The organism is Pseudomonas citronellolis (assembly GCF_001586155.1).
Classification (GTDB): domain Bacteria; phylum Pseudomonadota; class Gammaproteobacteria; order Pseudomonadales; family Pseudomonadaceae; genus Pseudomonas; species Pseudomonas citronellolis.
On the sequence record NZ_CP014158.1, the window covers coordinates 4,014,322 to 4,031,898 of the forward strand.

General features: G+C 66.7%; 14 protein-coding genes. 13 read left to right on the top strand and 1 reads right to left on the bottom strand.

Annotation, left to right across the window (positions count from 1 at the left end; translation table 11 throughout):
- Nucleotides 1-160 precede the first annotated feature (160 nt).
- Both acnA and PcP3B5_RS17435 read left to right on the top strand, forming a co-directional pair.
- On the top strand, nucleotides 161-2,893 hold the full coding sequence (acnA, locus tag PcP3B5_RS17430; protein WP_058071088.1) for an aconitate hydratase AcnA: 2,733 nt from the start codon (nucleotides 161-163) through the stop codon (nucleotides 2,891-2,893).
- A 364-nt stretch (nucleotides 2,894-3,257) separates the two neighbouring features.
- On the top strand, nucleotides 3,258-4,823 hold the full coding sequence (locus PcP3B5_RS17435) for a methyl-accepting chemotaxis protein (protein ID WP_058071089.1): 1,566 nt from the start codon (nucleotides 3,258-3,260) through the stop codon (nucleotides 4,821-4,823).
- A 423-nt stretch (nucleotides 4,824-5,246) separates the two neighbouring features.
- On the opposite strand, the gene PcP3B5_RS17440 is transcribed toward PcP3B5_RS17435, so the two are convergent.
- Nucleotides 5,247-5,951, bottom strand: a complete 705-nt coding sequence (locus tag PcP3B5_RS17440; protein WP_338052296.1) for an alpha/beta family hydrolase — start codon at nucleotides 5,949-5,951, stop codon at nucleotides 5,247-5,249.
- A gap of 115 nt (nucleotides 5,952-6,066) precedes the next feature.
- Between PcP3B5_RS17440 and ccoN (PcP3B5_RS17445) the strand changes: the two genes are divergently transcribed.
- From ccoN (PcP3B5_RS17445) to PcP3B5_RS17495, 11 genes are all read left to right on the top strand, one after another.
- The gene (ccoN, locus tag PcP3B5_RS17445; protein WP_009622814.1) at nucleotides 6,067-7,509 is read left to right on the top strand and encodes a cytochrome-c oxidase, cbb3-type subunit I; all 1,443 of its coding nucleotides are present in this window, start codon (nucleotides 6,067-6,069) and stop codon (nucleotides 7,507-7,509) included.
- Complete coding sequence (gene ccoO, locus PcP3B5_RS17450; protein WP_009622815.1) at nucleotides 7,509-8,117, top strand: cytochrome-c oxidase, cbb3-type subunit II; 609 nt, start codon at nucleotides 7,509-7,511, stop codon at nucleotides 8,115-8,117. The genes ccoN (PcP3B5_RS17445) and ccoO (PcP3B5_RS17450) overlap by 1 nt, the downstream gene beginning before the upstream one ends.
- Before the next feature lie 5 nt (nucleotides 8,118-8,122).
- Nucleotides 8,123-8,314: a CcoQ/FixQ family Cbb3-type cytochrome c oxidase assembly chaperone gene (locus tag PcP3B5_RS17455; protein WP_024128706.1), complete on the top strand. Its 192-nt coding sequence runs from the start codon at nucleotides 8,123-8,125 to the stop codon at nucleotides 8,312-8,314.
- Nucleotides 8,311-9,240: a cytochrome-c oxidase, cbb3-type subunit III gene (gene ccoP / locus PcP3B5_RS17460; RefSeq protein ID WP_009622818.1), complete on the top strand. Its 930-nt coding sequence runs from the start codon at nucleotides 8,311-8,313 to the stop codon at nucleotides 9,238-9,240. The genes PcP3B5_RS17455 and ccoP (PcP3B5_RS17460) overlap by 4 nt, the downstream gene beginning before the upstream one ends.
- A 332-nt stretch (nucleotides 9,241-9,572) precedes the next feature.
- Nucleotides 9,573-11,015, top strand: coding sequence for a cytochrome-c oxidase, cbb3-type subunit I (ccoN, locus tag PcP3B5_RS17465; RefSeq protein WP_009622820.1), 1,443 nt, complete (start codon nucleotides 9,573-9,575; stop codon nucleotides 11,013-11,015).
- Entirely contained in the window at nucleotides 11,015-11,623 is a 609-nt protein-coding gene (ccoO, locus tag PcP3B5_RS17470; RefSeq protein ID WP_009622821.1) for a cytochrome-c oxidase, cbb3-type subunit II, read from the top strand. The genes ccoN (PcP3B5_RS17465) and ccoO (PcP3B5_RS17470) overlap by 1 nt, the downstream gene beginning before the upstream one ends.
- Before the next feature lie 6 nt (nucleotides 11,624-11,629).
- Nucleotides 11,630-11,821 carry a CcoQ/FixQ family Cbb3-type cytochrome c oxidase assembly chaperone gene (locus PcP3B5_RS17475; RefSeq protein WP_009622822.1) on the top strand — a complete coding sequence of 64 codons (192 nt, stop codon included), beginning with the start codon at nucleotides 11,630-11,632 and terminating at the stop codon, nucleotides 11,819-11,821.
- Nucleotides 11,818-12,789 carry a cytochrome-c oxidase, cbb3-type subunit III gene (gene ccoP, locus PcP3B5_RS17480; RefSeq protein WP_009622823.1) on the top strand — a complete coding sequence of 324 codons (972 nt, stop codon included), beginning with the start codon at nucleotides 11,818-11,820 and terminating at the stop codon, nucleotides 12,787-12,789. Before PcP3B5_RS17475 ends, ccoP (PcP3B5_RS17480) begins: the two co-directional genes overlap by 4 nt.
- A gap of 216 nt (nucleotides 12,790-13,005) precedes the next feature.
- A complete protein-coding gene (ccoG, locus tag PcP3B5_RS17485; protein WP_009622824.1) occupies nucleotides 13,006-14,421 on the top strand; it encodes a cytochrome c oxidase accessory protein CcoG in 1,416 nt (471 codons plus the stop codon).
- Nucleotides 14,422-14,564: 143 nt separating this feature from the next.
- Nucleotides 14,565-15,101, top strand: a complete 537-nt coding sequence (locus PcP3B5_RS17490) for a FixH family protein (protein ID WP_043271870.1) — start codon at nucleotides 14,565-14,567, stop codon at nucleotides 15,099-15,101.
- Complete coding sequence (locus tag PcP3B5_RS17495) at nucleotides 15,098-17,554, top strand: heavy metal translocating P-type ATPase (RefSeq protein WP_061561976.1); 2,457 nt, start codon at nucleotides 15,098-15,100, stop codon at nucleotides 17,552-17,554. The genes PcP3B5_RS17490 and PcP3B5_RS17495 overlap by 4 nt, the downstream gene beginning before the upstream one ends.
- Nucleotides 17,555-17,577: the final 23 nt, after the last annotated feature.

Genomic DNA, 17,577 nt, shown 5'->3' on the forward strand with positions numbered 1-17,577 from the left:
AGAGCGCATGCCGGAAGTCGCCAGGATGCCGCCCGATATGCAGAAGATGACTGCCAATCTGCATTCCTTTTGCGCCAAGCCAGGAAGTCCGCCCGGACTTTCCGCCAGTATCGCAGCGGTGCCGTCGATCACCGGCAGAATCCAGCCTGAGGAGAACGTCATGCCCGCAGTGGACAGCCTGAACAGCCTTCGCACCCTCGAGGTGGGCGGCAAGACCTACCACTATTACAGCCTTCCGGAAGCCGCCAAGCAGCTCGGCGACCTGGACAAGCTGCCGAAGTCGCTCAAGGTGCTCTTGGAAAACCTCCTGCGCTGGGAGGACAACCATACGGTCAACGCCGACGACCTGCGGGCCCTGGCCGGCTGGCTGAAGGAGCGCCGTTCCGACCGCGAGATCCAGTACCGCCCGGCGCGGGTGCTGATGCAGGACTTCACCGGGGTGCCGGCGGTGGTCGACCTGGCCGCCATGCGCGACGCCATGGCCAAGGCCGGGGGCGATCCGCAGAAGATCAACCCGCTGTCGCCGGTGGACCTGGTCATCGACCACTCGGTGATGGTCGACCGCTACGCAAGCCACGCCGCCTTCGCCGAGAACGTCGAGATCGAGATGCAGCGCAACGGCGAACGCTACGCCTTCCTGCGCTGGGGCCAGAACGCCTTCGACAACTTCCGCGTGGTGCCGCCGGGCACCGGCATCTGCCACCAGGTCAACCTGGAATACCTGGGCCGCACCGTGTGGACCAGGGACGAGGACGGGCGCACCTACGCCTTCCCCGACACCCTGGTCGGCACCGACTCGCACACCACCATGATCAACGGCCTGGGCGTGCTCGGCTGGGGCGTCGGCGGCATCGAGGCCGAGGCGGCGATGCTCGGCCAGCCGGTGTCGATGCTGATTCCCGAGGTGGTCGGCTTCAAGCTCACCGGCAAGCTCAAGGAGGGCATCACCGCCACCGACCTGGTGCTCACCGTCACCCAGATGCTGCGGCAGAAGGGCGTGGTGGGGAAATTCGTCGAGTTCTACGGCGACGGCCTGGCCGACCTGCCCCTGGCCGACCGCGCCACCATCGCCAACATGGCTCCGGAATACGGCGCCACCTGCGGCTTCTTCCCGGTGGACGAGATCACCCTGGGCTACCTGCGCCTGTCCGGCCGCCCGGAAGAGACGGTCAAGCTGGTGGAGGCCTACTGCAAGGCCCAGGGCCTGTGGCGCGAAAAGGGCCACGAGCCGGTATTCACCGATGCCCTGCAACTGGACATGGGCGACGTCGAGGCCAGCCTGGCCGGGCCCAAGCGCCCGCAGGACCGCGTGCCGCTGGGCCAGGTGGGCAAGGCCTTCGCCGACTTCCTCGCGCTGCAGCCCAAGGCCGCGCGCAGCCCGGAGGTCTCGCGCCTGCTCAATGAAGGCGGTGGCGGCGCCGCGGTGGGCAGCACCGAGAGCCAGGGCGTCGAGTACCAGCACGAAGGCAAGAGCTACCACCTTCAGGACGGCGCGGTGGTCATCGCCGCCATCACCTCCTGCACCAACACCTCCAACCCCAGCGTGATGATGGCCGCCGGGCTGCTGGCGAAGAAGGCGCTGGAGAAGGGCCTGCAGCGCAAGCCCTGGGTGAAGAGTTCGCTGGCGCCCGGCTCCAAGGTGGTCACCGACTACTTCAAGGCCGCCGGCCTGACCCAGTACCTGGACGAGCTGGGCTTCGACCTGGTGGGCTACGGCTGCACCACCTGCATCGGCAACTCCGGGCCACTGCTGGAGCCCATCGAGAAGGCCATCCAGCAGGCCGACCTGACGGTGGCCTCGGTGCTCTCCGGCAACCGCAACTTCGAAGGCCGCGTGCACCCGCTGGTGAAGACCAACTGGCTGGCCTCGCCGCCCCTGGTGGTGGCCTACGCCCTGGCCGGCAGCGTGCGCCTGGACCTGACGAAGGACGCCCTGGGCACCGGCAAGGACGGCCAGCCGGTGTACCTGAAGGACATCTGGCCGAGCCAGCGGGAAATCGCCGAGGCGATCCAGAAGGTCGACACCGCCATGTTCCACAAGGAATACGCCGAGGTGTTCCAGGGCGACGAGAAGTGGCGCGCCATCGAAGTGCCGCAGGCGCAGACCTACACCTGGCAGGCCGACTCCACCTACATCCAGCACCCGCCGTTCTTCGAGCACATCGCCGACGCCCCGCCGAAGGTGGCCGACATCGAGAAGGCCCGGGTGCTGGCGGTGCTGGGCGACTCGGTGACCACCGACCACATCTCCCCCGCCGGCAACATCAAGAAGGACAGCCCCGCCGGGCGCTACCTCAGCGAGCACGGCGTGGCCTATGCCGACTTCAACTCCTACGGCTCGCGGCGCGGCAACCACGAGGTGATGATGCGCGGCACCTTCGCCAACATCCGCATCAAGAACGAGATGCTCGGCGGCGAGGAAGGCGGCAACACCCTGCACGTGCCCAGCGGCGAGAAGCTGGCGATCTACGACGCGGCCATGCGCTACCAGGCCGAGGGCACGCCGCTGCTGATCATCGCCGGCAAGGAGTACGGCACCGGTTCGTCCCGCGACTGGGCAGCCAAGGGCACCAACCTGCTGGGGGTGAAGGCGGTGATCGCCGAGAGCTTCGAGCGCATCCACCGCTCCAACCTGGTGGGCATGGGCGTGCTGCCGCTGCAGTTCACCGGCGGCCAGGACCGCAAGGCGCTGAACCTCACCGGCAAGGAAGTGCTGAACATCCGCGGCCTGGACGGCGAGCTGAAGCCGCACATGACGCTGAAGGTGGAAGTCACCCGCGAGGACGGCAAGCAGGACAGCTTCGAGGTGCTGTGCCGCATCGACACCCTCAACGAGGTGGAGTACTTCAAGGCCGGGGGGATCCTGCACTACGTGCTGCGCAGCTTGATCTGAGGGCTGCGCGAGGACGCTTTCGTAGGATGGGTTGAGCTTGCGAAACCCATGCGGTTGCAGTGATGGGTATCGCTTCGCTCAACCCATCCTACGGAGCGCGGTGTTTGTAGGAGCGCGCCCTGCGCGCGATTCGCGGGCAGGGCCCGCTCCTACGAGAAGCCATGCCCCACCTTTCACCCGGCCCAGGTCCTGTATAAAAACTTATTAGCTCATAGGAAAATCTCTTACGACCATGTGACAAGTAGCATTTTGATATCGTCCACTGCCAATATTCCCACGCCAAATATCGAACAAGGCTTCAACTTCCGTTGATCCCAGCCGATAACAAAACCGTCACATGCCTTCTTCGTGGACCTTGCCCTGAATGCGCAACAACCAGCCCGTCACCCAGCGTGAACGCACCTACCCGGCGGAACAACGCCTGATCTCCACCACCAACAGCCGTGGCGTGATCACCTATGCCAACGATGCCTTCATCGACATCAGCGGCTTCGCGCGGGACGAGCTGGTGGGCTCGCCGCACAACCTGGTGCGCCATCCCGACGTGCCGCCCGCGGTGTTCGCCCACATGTGGGCCACGCTGAAGAACGGCAAGCCGTGGATGGGCATCGTCAAGAACCGCTGCAAGAACGGCGACCACTACTGGGTCAGCGCCTACGTCACGCCCATCTTCGAGCGCGACGAGATCGTCGGCTACGAGTCGGTGCGCGTGCGCCCCACCGCCGAGCAGGTGGAACGCGCCCAGGCCCTGTACCAGCGGATCAACACCGGCAAGCCGGCGATCCCGCGCCGCGACCTGTGGCTGCCGGTGCTGCTGGACTGGCTGCCGTTCATCCTGATCAGCCAGGTGGCCTTCCTCATCGGCGCCTGGCTCGACTCGCACTGGGGCTTCGCCCTCGCCGCCCTGCTCGCCGTCCCCCTCGGCCTGGCCGGCCTGGGCTGGCAACAGCGCGGCCTCAAGCGCCTGCTGCGCCTGGCCGAGCAGACCACCTCGGACCCGCTGATCGCCCAGATGTACACCGACAGCCGCGGCGCCCAGGCGCGCCTGGAAATGGCCATCCTCAGCCAGGAAGCGCGCCTGAAGACCTGCCTGACGCGCCTGCAGGATACCGCCGAGCAGCTCACCGAGCAGGCCCGCCAGGCCGATACCCTGGCCCACCACAGCTCCTCCGGCCTGGAGCGCCAGCGCGTGGAGACCGAGCAGGTGGCCACCGCGGTCAACCAGATGGCCGCCACCACCCAGGAAGTGGCGAACAACGTGCAGCGCACCGCCGACGCCACGCGCCAGGCCAACGAGCTGACGCGCCGCGGCCGCAGCGTGGCCAGCGAGACCCGCGAGGCCATCCAGCGCCTGTCCGCCTCGGTGGGCGAGACGGGCCTGGCGGTGAGCCAGCTGGCCCAGGACAGCAACGAGATCGGCGGCGTGGTCGACGTGATCAAGGGCATCGCCGACCAGACCAACCTGCTGGCGCTCAACGCCGCCATCGAAGCGGCCCGCGCCGGCGAGATGGGCCGCGGCTTCGCCGTGGTGGCCGACGAGGTGCGCTCGCTGGCCCAGCGCACCGCCGAATCCACCGAGCAGATCCACGGCCTGATCGCCAAGCTGCAGCAAACCGCCGAGGGCGCGGTGAGCGCCATGGAAGTCGGCCGCCGCCAGGCCGACGAAGGCGTGGAACGGGTGCTGCTGGCCGACCAGGCGCTGTCGGGCATCAGCGACTCGGTGGCCAACATCGCCGACATGGCCAACCAGATCGCCGCAGCGGCCGAGGAACAGAGCGCGGTGGCCGAGGAGATCAACCGCAACATCGCCACCATCGCCCAACTGGCCGACCAGACCTCCGACGAGGCCCAGCGCACCGCGCAGCTGAGCGAGGAGCTGACGGGGACGGCGCAGAGCCAGTATTCGCTGGTGGAGCGGTTCAATCGTTGAGTGTTGGCGTAGGGCGTACAACCGTTCGCGGTTGTACGCCGATACACCCCTCTTCTATCCGGCTTCGTGGCCGGGAGCGGAGCGCCCTCAAGCAGGTGCTTCGGGTTCAAGTCCGCAGTGTTTGGATGCCAAGGTCAGGCGGCGGATAACCGCGAACGGTTATTCGCCCTACGCTCCCGGCGGTTTCGGTGTCTGTATTGACTCCGCTCCCTCTCCCTAACCCTCTCCCTGAAGGGAGAGGGGACTGGTCGGCGCGTTTGACGAGGTTGGAGTCAGCCGGGGGCTCCGGCTGAATCCATATCCCACCATCGGCACGGACGGCCCCCTCTCCCTTCAGGGAGAGGGCTGGGGAGAGGGTTACGGACTCCCACGCCACTCCGAAGCCGAACCTGGCGACGCTCTGGTTCGCAAGCAAGCTCGCCCCTACGAAAGCCCCTCCAGAAACCCCGCCACCACCTCCGCCGCGCTCTCCAGATGCTGCTCATGAGTCAGCCCTGACGCCTTCAACGGCTTCAGGTCATGGTCCGCCGCCGCCAGCCACTCGACACGGATCGCCGGCGACAGCACGTATTCCGCCACATGCGCCCGGTCGCCCAGGGCATCGCGTTCGCCCTGGACGATCAGCGTCGGCGTGCGCAGTTCGGCCAGGTGCGCCACCCGCGGCTTCTCCGGCTTGCCCGCGGCGTAGAAGGGGTAACCCAGGCACACCAGGGCGTCGGCGCCCTGTTCGTCGGCCAGCAGGCTGGCCATGCGCCCGCCCATGGACTTGCCGCCGATGGCCAGCGGGCCCTGCACCTGCCTGCGCACCTGTTCGAACACCTGGCGCCAGCACTCCAGCAGTTGCTTCTGTGGGTTCGGCGGGCGCCGGCGGCCGTCCTCGCGGCGGGCGGCCATGTAGGGGAACTCGAAGCGCGCCACCGCCACGCCGCGAGCGGCCAGGCGCCGGGCCATTTCGTCCATGAACGGGCTGTCCATGGGCGCGCCGGCGCCGTGGGCCAGGACGAGGGTCGCCGACAATGCGCCGACCGGCCGGTTCCACAGCAGCGACAAAGCGCCACACTCCCCCGCCGGGCCGGCCGCCGAGGGCGATTGATCAAAATCAATATTCGGTTTCCGGGGTTTATCCATTCTTCGCTCCGCTAGTTGCGTAATTAGTACCTGTCCCTGGGGGAGGGGCGGCGTTCGCCGTAAGGAACCCGCCGGGATGGGCTAGCCCATAACCGTGGATGGAAGCCCATATACCATGAGCACAACCAATCAGACCGCTTATAACTACAAGGTGGTCCGCCAGTTCGCCGTGATGACGGTGATCTGGGGAATCGTCGGCATGCTGGTCGGCGTCGTCATCGCCGCCCAGCTGGTGTGGCCGGAACTCAACCTCGGCTTGCCGTGGACGAGCTTCGGGCGCCTGCGCCCACTGCACACCAATGCCGTGATCTTCGCCTTCGGTGGCTGCGCCCTGTTCGCCACCAGCTACTACGCGGTGCAGCGTACCTGCCAGGTACGCCTGTTCTCCGACACCCTGGCCTCCTTCACCTTCTGGGGCTGGCAGCTGGTGATCCTGCTGGCCGCCATCAGCCTGCCGCTGGGCTACACCTCCTCCAAGGAGTACGCCGAGCTGGAATGGCCGATCGACATCCTCATCACCATCGTGTGGGTCGCCTACGCCGTGGTGTTCTTCGGCACCCTGGTGAAGCGCAAGACCAAGCACATCTACGTGGGCAACTGGTTCTTCGGCGGCTTCATCCTGACCGTGGCGCTGCTGCACGTGGTCAACAACCTGGAGCTGCCGGTCGGCTTCATGAAGTCGTACTCCATCTACTCCGGCGCCACCGACGCCATGGTGCAGTGGTGGTACGGCCACAACGCCGTGGGCTTCTTCCTCACCGCCGGCTTCCTGGGGATGATGTACTACTTCGTACCCAAGCAGGCCGAGCGTCCGGTGTACTCCTATCGCCTGTCGATCGTGCACTTCTGGGCACTGATCGCGGTGTACATCTGGGCCGGCCCGCACCACCTGCACTACACCGCCCTGCCCGACTGGGCGCAGTCCCTGGGCATGGTGATGTCGCTGATCCTCCTGGCACCCTCCTGGGGCGGCATGATCAACGGCATGATGACCCTCTCCGGGGCCTGGCATAAGCTGCGCAGCGACCCCATCCTGCGCTTCCTGGTGGTCTCCCTGGCCTTCTACGGCATGTCCACCTTCGAAGGCCCGATGATGGCCATCAAGACCGTCAACGCCCTCTCCCACTACACCGACTGGACCATCGGCCACGTGCACGCCGGCGCCCTCGGCTGGGTCGCCATGGTCTCCATCGGCTCGCTGTACCACATGATCCCGAAAGTGTTCGGCCGCGAGCAGATGCACAGCGTGGGCCTGATCAACGCGCACTTCTGGCTGGCCACCATCGGCACCGTGCTCTACATCGCCTCGATGTGGGTCAACGGCATCACCCAGGGCCTGATGTGGCGTGCGGTCAACGCCGACGGCACCCTCACCTACTCCTTCGTCGAAGCGCTCGCCGCCGGCCACCCCGGCTTCGTCGTGCGCATGATCGGCGGCGCCGTGTTCCTCAGCGGCATGCTGATCATGGCCTACAACACCTGGCGCACCATCGCCTCCTCCAAAGCCGAGGAAGCTGAAGCGGCCGCCCGGATTCCCGCCGTCGTAGGAGCCCACTGATGAAACACGAAGTACTCGAGAAGAACGTCGGCCTGCTGGCCCTGTGCATGGCCGTGGCCGTGAGCATCGGCGGCCTGACGCAGATCGTCCCGCTGTTCTTCCAGGACGTGACCAACACCCCGGTGGAAGGCATGAAGCCCTACACCGCCCTGCAGCTGGAAGGCCGCGACATCTACATCCGCGAGGGCTGCGTCGGCTGCCACTCGCAGATGATCCGCCCGTTCCGCGCCGAGACCGAGCGCTACGGCCACTACTCCGTGGCCGGCGAGAGCGTCTGGGACCACCCCTTCCTGTGGGGCTCCAAGCGTACCGGCCCGGACCTGGCCCGCGTCGGCGGCCGCTACTCCGACGACTGGCACCGCGCGCACCTGTACAACCCGCGCAACGTGGTGCCGGAGTCGAAGATGCCGGCCTACCCCTGGCTGGTCGAGAACAAGCTCGACGGCAAGGACATCGAAGGCAAGCTCAAGGCCATGCGCACCCTCGGCGTGCCCTACACCGACGAGGACATCGCCGGCGCCCGCGAGAGCGTTCAGGGCAAGACCGAGATGGACGCCGTGGTGGCCTACCTGCAAGGCCTGGGCACAGCGATCAAGAACAAGCGGTGATGGCCATGGACATCGGAACCATCCGCGGCCTCGGCACCGTCGTGGTGATGCTCGCCTTCATCGGCGTCACCCTCTGGGCCTACAGCGGCAAGCGCAAGCAGCGCTTCGACGCCGACGCCCTGCTGCCCTTCGCCGACGATCCGCAGGCTCTGCGCCACGCCGAGCATGAACAAGCTTCTGGGAGCAACAAAGCATGACTACCTTCTGGAGTCTGTACATCACCGTACTGACCGTCGGATCGCTGATCGCCCTGCTATGGCTGGTCTTCGCCACCCGCAGCGGCGAGACCAAGGGCGCCACCGACCAGACCATGGGGCACTCCTTCGACGGTATCGAGGAATACGACAACCCGCTGCCGCGCTGGTGGTTCCTGCTGTTCGTGGGCACCATCGTCTTCGCCGTCGGCTACCTGGCCCTGTACCCGGGCCTGGGCAACTGGAAAGGCGTACTGCCGGGCTACACCGACGGCTGGACCCAGGTTAAGCAGTTGGAACGCGAGCAGGCCCTGGCCGACGAGAAATACGCGCCGATCTTCGCCAAGTACTCGGCCATGTCCGTCGAAGACGTGGCCAAGGACCCACAGGCCATGAAGACCGGCGAACGTCTGTTCGCCACCTACTGCTCGATCTGCCACGGCTCCGACGCCAAGGGCGCCATGGGCTTCCCCAACCTGACCGACCAGGACTGGCGCTGGGGCGGCGACGCGCAAACCATCCAGACCACCATCCTCGGCGGGCGCCACGCGGTGATGCCGGCCTGGGGCGAGGTGCTGGGCGACCAGGGCGTGCATGACGTGGCCGCGTTCGTCACCACCAAGCTGGACGGCCGCAAGCTGCCCGAAGGCGTGACCGATGCCCAGGTGGCCAATGGCGAGAAACTCTTCGCCACCACCTGCGTCGCCTGCCACGGCCCGGAAGGCAAGGGCACCGCCGCCCTGGGCGCGCCGGACCTGACCCACCCGGGTGCGTTCATCTACGGCTCGGGCTTCGCCCAGCTGCAGCAGACCATCCGCCATGGCCGCCAGGGCCAGATGCCGGCCCAGGAAGCCTACCTGGGCAAGGACAAGGTCCACGTCCTGGCCGCGTACATCTACAACATTTCCCGCCCGGAAAACGCCAACTGATCCACCCTCCGCTCGCGCCCGCCCGGGCGCGAGCAACTTCCGCGCAGTTACGCGACCAAGTGTCGCACCTCGCGCGCGCCATTCCTTCACACTGCTCTAGATCAAGACTAAGCTCATTCCATCCGTGAGTCGGCAGTAATTGGGGGAATCCCTACGCTTATCAGGGTTTCCACGCCGATAGAAAGCCAGAAAAACATTGGCAGAAATGCCTTCAAAGCAGCATGCGCAGCGGCTCCGGGGCTTATTCCGGCGCGTTGCATTGCCTAGTGGCTTTCTACATACTTGCCGCCGTTTTTTGTCCCTAAATAGCAAAAAAACCGTGGAACCTTAGAATGAGCACAGCAATCAGTCCGACTGCTTATAACTATAAGGTAATCCGCCAGTTCGCCATCATGACGGTGGTCTGGGGAATACTAGGAATGGGGATGGGTGTTTTCATCGCCTCACAGTTGGTATGGCCCGAGCTGAACCTCGGCTTGCCGTGGACCAGTTTCGGGCGACTTCGCCCGTTGCACACCAACCTGGTGATCTTCGCCTTCGGCGGCTGTGCTCTGTTCGCAACGTCCTACTACGTGGTGCAACGCACCTGTCAGACCCGTCTGATCTCCGATAGCCTGGCCGCCTTCACCTTCTGGGGCTGGCAGGCGGTGATCGTACTGGCCGCCATCACCCTGCCGCTGGGCTACACCTCCTCCAAGGAGTACGCCGAGCTGGAATGGCCGGTCGACATCCTGATCGCCATCGTCTGGGTCACCTACGCCGTGGTGTTCTTCGGCACCATCGTCAAGCGCCAGACCAAGCACATCTATGTGGGCAACTGGTTCTACGGCGGCTTCATCCTGGTGACCGCGATGCTGCACATCGTCAACAACCTGGAGATCCCGGTCGGCTGGTTCAAGTCCTACTCCATCTACTCCGGCGCCACCGACGCCATGGTCCAGTGGTGGTACGGCCACAACGCCGTGGGCTTCTTCCTGACCACCGGCTTCCTCGGCATGATGTACTACTTCGTGCCCAAGCAGGCCGAGCGCCCGGTCTACTCCTACCGCCTGTCCATCGTCCACTTCTGGGCGCTGATCACCCTGTACATCTGGGCCGGCCCGCACCACCTGCACTACACCGCCCTGCCCGACTGGGCGCAGTCCCTGGGCATGGTGATGTCGCTGATCCTCCTGGCCCCGAGCTGGGGCGGCATGATCAACGGCATGATGACCCTCTCCGGCGCCTGGCATAAGCTGCGCACCGACCCCATCCTGCGCTTCCTGGTGGTGTCCCTGGCCTTCTACGGCATGTCCACCTTCGAAGGCCCGATGATGGCCATCAAGACGGTGAACTCGCTGTCCCACTACACCGACTGGACCATCGGCCACGTGCATGCCGGGGCGCTGGGCTGGGTGGCGATGATCTCCATCGGCTCGCTGTACCACATGATCCCGAAAGTCTTCGGCCGCGAGCAGATGCACAGCACCGGCCTGATCAACGCGCACTTCTGGCTCGCCACCATCGGCACCGTGCTCTACATCGCCTCGATGTGGGTCAACGGCATCACCCAGGGCCTGATGTGGCGCGCGGTGAACACCGACGGCACCCTCACCTACTCCTTCGTCGAAGCGCTGCAGGCCAGCCACCCGGGCTTCATGGTCCGCGCGCTGGGCGGCTTCTTCTTCGCCTTCGGCATGCTGCTGATGGCCTACAACACCTTCCGTACCGTGCGTGGCTACAACGCTGCTGAAGTCGATGCCGCTGCCCGCATTCCCGCTGTAGGAGCTCATTGATGAAGCACGAAGCAGTCGAGAAGAACATCGGCCTGCTGGCCTTCTTCATGGTCATCGCCGTGAGCATCGGCGGCCTGACGCAGATCGTCCCGCTGTTCTTCCAGGACGTGACCAACAAGCCGGTGGAAGGCATGAAGCCGCGCACCGCGCTGGAGCTCGAAGGCCGTGACATCTACATCCGCGAAGGCTGCGTCGGCTGCCACTCGCAGATGATCCGTCCGTTCCGCGCCGAGACCGAGCGCTACGGCCACTACTCCGTCGCCGGCGAAAGCGTCTGGGACCACCCCTTCCTGTGGGGCTCCAAGCGTACCGGTCCGGACCTGGCCCGCGTCGGCGGCCGCTACTCCGACGACTGGCACCGCGCGCACCTATACAACCCGCGCAACGTGGTGCCGGAGTCGAAGATGCCGGCCTACCCCTGGCTGGTCGAGAACAAGCTCGACGGCAAGGACATCGAAGGCAAGCTCAAGGCCATGCGCACCCTCGGCGTGCCCTACACCGACGAAGACATCGCCGGTGCTCGCGATGCCGTGAAAGGCAAGACCGAGATGGACGCCCTGGTGGCCTACCTGCAGAGCCTGGGCACCATCATCAAGAGCAAACGGTGACAGCAGATGGATATCGGGACGATTCGCGGCCTCGGCACCGTCGTAGTGATGGTCGCCTTCATCGGCGTACTGCTCTGGGCCTACAGCGGCAAGCGCAAGCAGCGCTTCGACGACGACGCCCTGCTGCCCTTCGCGGACGACCCGGCAGCCATGAAGCACGTCGAGAAAGAACAAGCTTCTAGGAGCAACAAAGAATGACAACCTTCTGGAGTCTGTACGTCACCGTACTTACCCTGGGCACCATCTTCGCCCTGGCCTGGCTGCTGTTCGCCACCCGCCGCGGCCAGCGCAGCGAAGCCACCGACGAGACCGTCGGGCACGCCTTCGACGGCATCGAGGAGTACGACAACCCGCTGCCGAAGTGGTGGTTCATGCTGTTCGTCGCCACCTTCGTCTTCGCCCTGGGCTACCTGGTCCTGTACCCGGGCCTGGGCAACTGGAAGGGCCTGCTGCCGGGCTACCAGGAAGTCAGCGACGGCAAGCCCTTCGCCAATGGCCAGCCGGGCTGGACCGGCGTGCACCAGTGGGAGAAGGAAATGGCCAAGGCCGACGAGAAGTACGGCCCGATCTTCGCCAAATTCGCCGCCATGCCCATCGAAGATGTGGCCAAGGACCCGCTGGCGCTGAAGATGGGCGGCCGCCTGTTCGCCTCCAACTGCTCGGTGTGCCACGGCTCCGACGCCAAGGGCGCCTACGGCTTCCCCAACCTGACCGACCAGGACTGGCGCTGGGGCGGTGCCACCGCGGACATCGAGACCACCATCAAGGGTGGCCGTCACGCCGCCATGCCGGCCTGGGGCGAAGTCCTGGGCGACCAGGGCGTGCATGACGTGGCCGCGTTCGTCACCAGCAAGCTGGACGGCCGCAAGCTGCCCGAAGGCGTGACCGACGAGCAGGTGGCCAATGGCGGCAAGATCTTCGCCACCACCTGCGTCGCCTGCCACGGTCCGGAAGGCAAGGGCACCGCCGCCATGGGCGCGCCCAACCTGACGCACCCGGCCGCCTTCATCTACGGCTCGAGCTTCTCCCAGCTGCAGCAGACCATCCGCTACGGCCGCCAGGGCCAGATGCCGGCCCAGCTGGAACGCCTGGGCGCCGACCAGGTGCACCTGCTGGCCGCCTACGTGTACAGCCTGTCCCAGGGTGATGCGCAGAAGAGCGAATAAGCGCTTCCGCCCTCCCCTCGCAACACCCAGCGGCGCCGGTTCCTACCGGCGCCGCTCTATTTCGGGGAACGAAAAATCTTCCGAATATTCTGACGCGACCAACGGTCGCACCGTTGCACACCGGGCCAAGTCGTATCATGTTTAGGCGTGCAGCCATATCCTGACCCTTTCGGCACGTATCGACAGGGCGCCCTCCCACTGCCGTGGTACGCACTGATGAGCAAACAGATTCCCGTGCAAGACGTCACACCGCCCGCGAAGAAGGGTGGGGAGAACGTCGACTTATATGCCTCCCGCGAGAAGATCTACACCCGGGCCTTCACCGGGTTCTTCCGCAACCTGCGCCGTGTCGGCGGCGCTTTCCTGTTCCTTCTCTACTTCGGCACCGTGTGGCTGACCTGGAACGGTCGGCAGGCGGTGTGGTGGGACCTGCCCGAGCGCAAGTTCTACATCTTCGGCGCCACCTTCTGGCCGCAGGACTTCATCCTTCTCTCCGGGTTGCTGATCATCAGCGCCTTCGGGCTGTTCTTCATCACGGTGTTCGCCGGCCGCGTCTGGTGCGGCTACACCTGCCCGCAGAGCGTGTGGACCTGGATCTACATGTGGTGCGAGAAGGTCACCGAAGGCGACCGCAACCAGCGCATGAAGCTGGACAAGGCGCCGATGAGCGGCAACAAGCTGCTGCGCAAGGCCGCCAAGCACACGCTGTGGCTGCTGATCGGCCTGGTCACCGGCCTGACCTTCGTCGGCTACTTCGCCCCCATCCGCGAACTGCTGATGGATCTGGTCACCGGCGAAGCCGACGGCTGGGCCTACTTCTGGGTCGGTTTCTTCACCCTGGCCACCTACGGCAACGCCGGCTGGCTGCGCGAGCAGGTGTGCATCTACATGTGTCCCTACGCGCGCTTCCAGAGCGTGATGTTCGACAAGGACACCCTGATCGTCTCCTACGACCCGCGCCGCGGCGAGAAGCGCGGCCCGCGCAAGAAGACCCTGGACTACAAGGCCCAGGGCCTGGGCGACTGCATCGACTGCACCATGTGCGTACAGGTCTGCCCCACCGGCATCGACATCCGCGACGGCCTGCAGATCGAGTGCATCGGCTGCGCCGCGTGCATCGATGCCTGCGACAGCATCATGGACAAGATGGGCTACCCGCGCGGGCTGATCAGCTACACCACCGAGCACAACCTGTCCGGGCAGAAGACGCACCTGGTGCGCCCGCGCCTGATCGGCTACGCCATCGCCCTGTGCGTGATGATGAGCCTGCTGGCCACCGCCATCGTGATCCGCCCGCTGGTGGGCTTCGACGTCAGCAAGGACCGCGTGCTCTACCGCGAGAACGCCGAAGGCCGGATCGAGAACGTCTACAGCCTGAAGATCATGAACAAGGACCAGCGCGACCACACCTACGTGCTCGGCGCCAAGGGCCTGGAAGGCCTGACCCTGGAAGGCCGCAAGGAAGTGCAGGTGGCCGCCGGCGACATCCTCGCCATGCCGGTGGAACTGGCGGTGGACCCGGACAAGCTGCCGTCCAGCACCAACAAGATCACCTTCACCATCCAGTCGGTGGACGAGCCGTCCATCAGCAAGGAAGCCGACAGCCGCTTCATCGGCCCGGTGGTACGCTGAACCCCGGCTGAACCGCAACGCATCCCGCCCCCGCGGCGGGATGCCAGCGGCACGCGGAGCACGTAGAATCCGCCCCACCCAGGCGCGCCGCCCACCCCTCGGGCAGGCCGCTTCCGCCCCGCGGACCACGAGAGAGAAAACCCATGCAGTCGGCGCCCGCCCAACAACCCTGGTACAAGCACCTCTGGCCCTGGATCATCATCGGCATGCTCGCCACCTCGGTGTTCCTCAGCCTGACGATGGTGCGCATCGCCGTGGAGAACCAGGACACCCTGGTCAACGACAACTACTACGAGGCCGGCAAGGGCATCAACCGCTCGCTGGACCGCGAACATCTGGCCCAGCAACTGCACATGCAGGCCCAGGTGCGCCTGGACAAGCTCACCGGCGAGGTCGAGGTACGCCTGAAGGGCGACAGCCAGCCGGCGCAGCTGACCCTCAACCTGATCTCCCCCACCCTGGAATCCCAGGACCGCCACGTCGCCCTGCTGCCGGCCAACGAACCGGGCCGCTACACCGGCCGCCTGGACAGCGCCGTCGAAGGCCGCCGCTTCGTCGAACTGCTCGGCGAGCAGGACGGCCACGCCTGGCGCCTGTTCGAAGAAGAGAAGCTCATCGCCGATGGCGAGATCCTTCTCGGCGACGAACCCCTCAAGGGGGATGAAGTCCAGCGCCCATGAGCGCCCCCCTGCCCTGCTACCACTGCGCGCTGCCGGTTCCGCCCGGCAGCCGCTTCACCGCCCGGGTCCTCGGCGAGACCCGCGAATTCTGCTGCCCCGGCTGCCAGGCCGTGGCCGAGGCCATAGTCGCCGGCGGCCTGGAAGGCTATTACCGGCACCGCACCGAATCGGCCGCCAACCCCGAGGCGCTGCCCGCGCAACTGGGTGACGAACTGGCCCTGCTCGACCGCCCCGACGTGCAGCAGCCCTTCGTCCAGCACCAGGGCGAACTGGCCGAGACCACCCTGATCCTCGAAGGCATCAGTTGCGCCGCCTGCGGCTGGCTGATCGAAAAACACCTGCGGCAGATGCCGGCGGTGGCCGAGGCCGGGCTCAACCTGTCCAACCACCGCCTGCACGTGCGCTGGGCCGACGGCCAGCTGCCGCTCAGCGGCCTGCTCGCCGAGCTGCGCAAAATCGGCTACGCCGCCCACCCCTACCGGCCGGACAAGGCCGCCGAGCAGCTCGCCGAAGAGAACCGCCGCTCCCTGCGCCAGCTGGGCGTGGCCGGCATGCTGTGGTTCCAGGCGATGATGGCGACCATGGCCACCTGGCCGGAATTCAACATCGACCTCAGCGCCGAGATGCACGAAATCCTGCGCTGGGTAGCGATGTTCCTCACCACGCCGATCGTCTTCTACTCCTGCCAGCCGTTCTTCCGCGGCGCCCTGCGCGATTTGCGCACGCGCCACCTGACCATGGACGTCTCGGTGTCCCTGGCCATCGGCGGCGCCTACCTGGCCGGCATCTGGACCGCCATCACCGGCAAGGGCGACCTGTACTTCGACGCGGTGGGCATGTTCGCCCTGTTCCTGCTCGCCGGCCGCTATCTCGAACGCCGCGCCCGCGAGCGCACGGCGGCGGCCACCGCGCAACTGGTCAACCTGCTGCCGGCCTCCTGCCTGCGCCTGGACGACGCCGGCAACAGCCAGCGCATCCTGCTCAGCGAACTGCGCATCGGCGACCGCGTGCTGGTGCCGCCGGGCGCGGTGCTGCCGGCCGACGGCCTGATCCTCGCCGGGCAGTCCAGCGTCGACGAATCCCTGCTTACCGGCGAATACCTGCCGCAGCCGCGCCAGGCCGGCGACAGCGTCACCGGCGGCACCCTCAACGTCGAAGGTCCGCTGACCCTGCAGGTGCAGGCCCTGGGCGACGACAGCCGGCTGTCGGCCATCGTCCGCCTGCTGGAACGCGCCCAGGCCGACAAGCCGCGCCTGGCGCAGCTCGCCGACAGCGCCGCGCAATGGTTCCTGCTGGTACTGCTGGCGCTGGCCGCGGTGGTCGGCCTGTTCTGGTGGCAGCACGACGCCTCGCGGGCCTTCTGGGTGGTCCTGTCGATGCTGGTCGCCACCTGCCCCTGCGCCCTCTCCCTGGCCACGCCCACCGCCCTCACCGCGGCCACCGGCAGCCTGCACAAGCTCGGCCTGCTGCTCACCCGCGGCCACGTGCTGGAAGGCCTGAAACGCATCGACACGGTGATCTTCGACAAGACCGGCACCCTCACCGAAGGCCGCCTGACCCTGCGCGCCGTACAACCGCTGGGCGAACTCGACGGCGAACGCTGCCTGGCCCTGGCCGCGGCCCTGGAGAACCGTTCCGAACACCCCATCGCCCGCGCCTTCGGCCGCGCCCCGCAACCCGCCGAGGCCGTGGAAAGCCACCCCGGCCTGGGCCTGGAAGGCGTGGTCGACGGCCAGCGCCTGCGCATCGGCCAGGCCGCCTTCGTCTGCGCCCTGAGCGGCCAGCCCGCGCCAACCATGCCCAATGAGCACGGCCAGTGGCTGCTGCTGGGCGACGCGCGCGGCCCGCTGGCCTGGCTGGTGCTCGACGACCGCCTGCGCGACGACGCCCCGGCCCTGCTGCAGGCCTGCCGCGAGCGCGGCTGGCGCACCCTGCTGCTGTCCGGCGACAGCTCGCCGATGGTGCAGAGCGTGGCCGCCGAACTGGGCATCGACGAAGTCCACGGCGGCCTGCGCCCGGACGACAAGCTGGCGATCCTCAGGCAACTGCACGGCGAAGGCCGCCACGTGCTGATGCTCGGCGACGGCGTCAACGACGTGCCGGTGCTGGCCGCCGCCGACATCAGCGTGGCCATGGGCAGCGCCACCGACCTGGCCAAGACCAGCGCCGACGCCGTGCTGCTGTCCAACCGCCTGGACAGCCTGGTGCAGGCCTTCGTCCTGGCCCGCCGCACCCGCCGGGTGATCGTCGAGAACCTGGTCTGGGCGGGGTTGTACAATGGCCTGATGCTGCCCTTCGCCGCCCTCGGCTGGATCACCCCCGCCTGGGCGGCCATCGGCATGTCGGTCAGCTCGCTGACCGTGGTGCTCAACGCCCTGCGCCTGACCCGCGTGCGCGCCCTGCCGGCGGCCCCCGAAGCCGCGCCGCTGGCCCTCCCGCTCGCCGCCCACTGAAGGCGCGCAGGCCTTTTCAACGG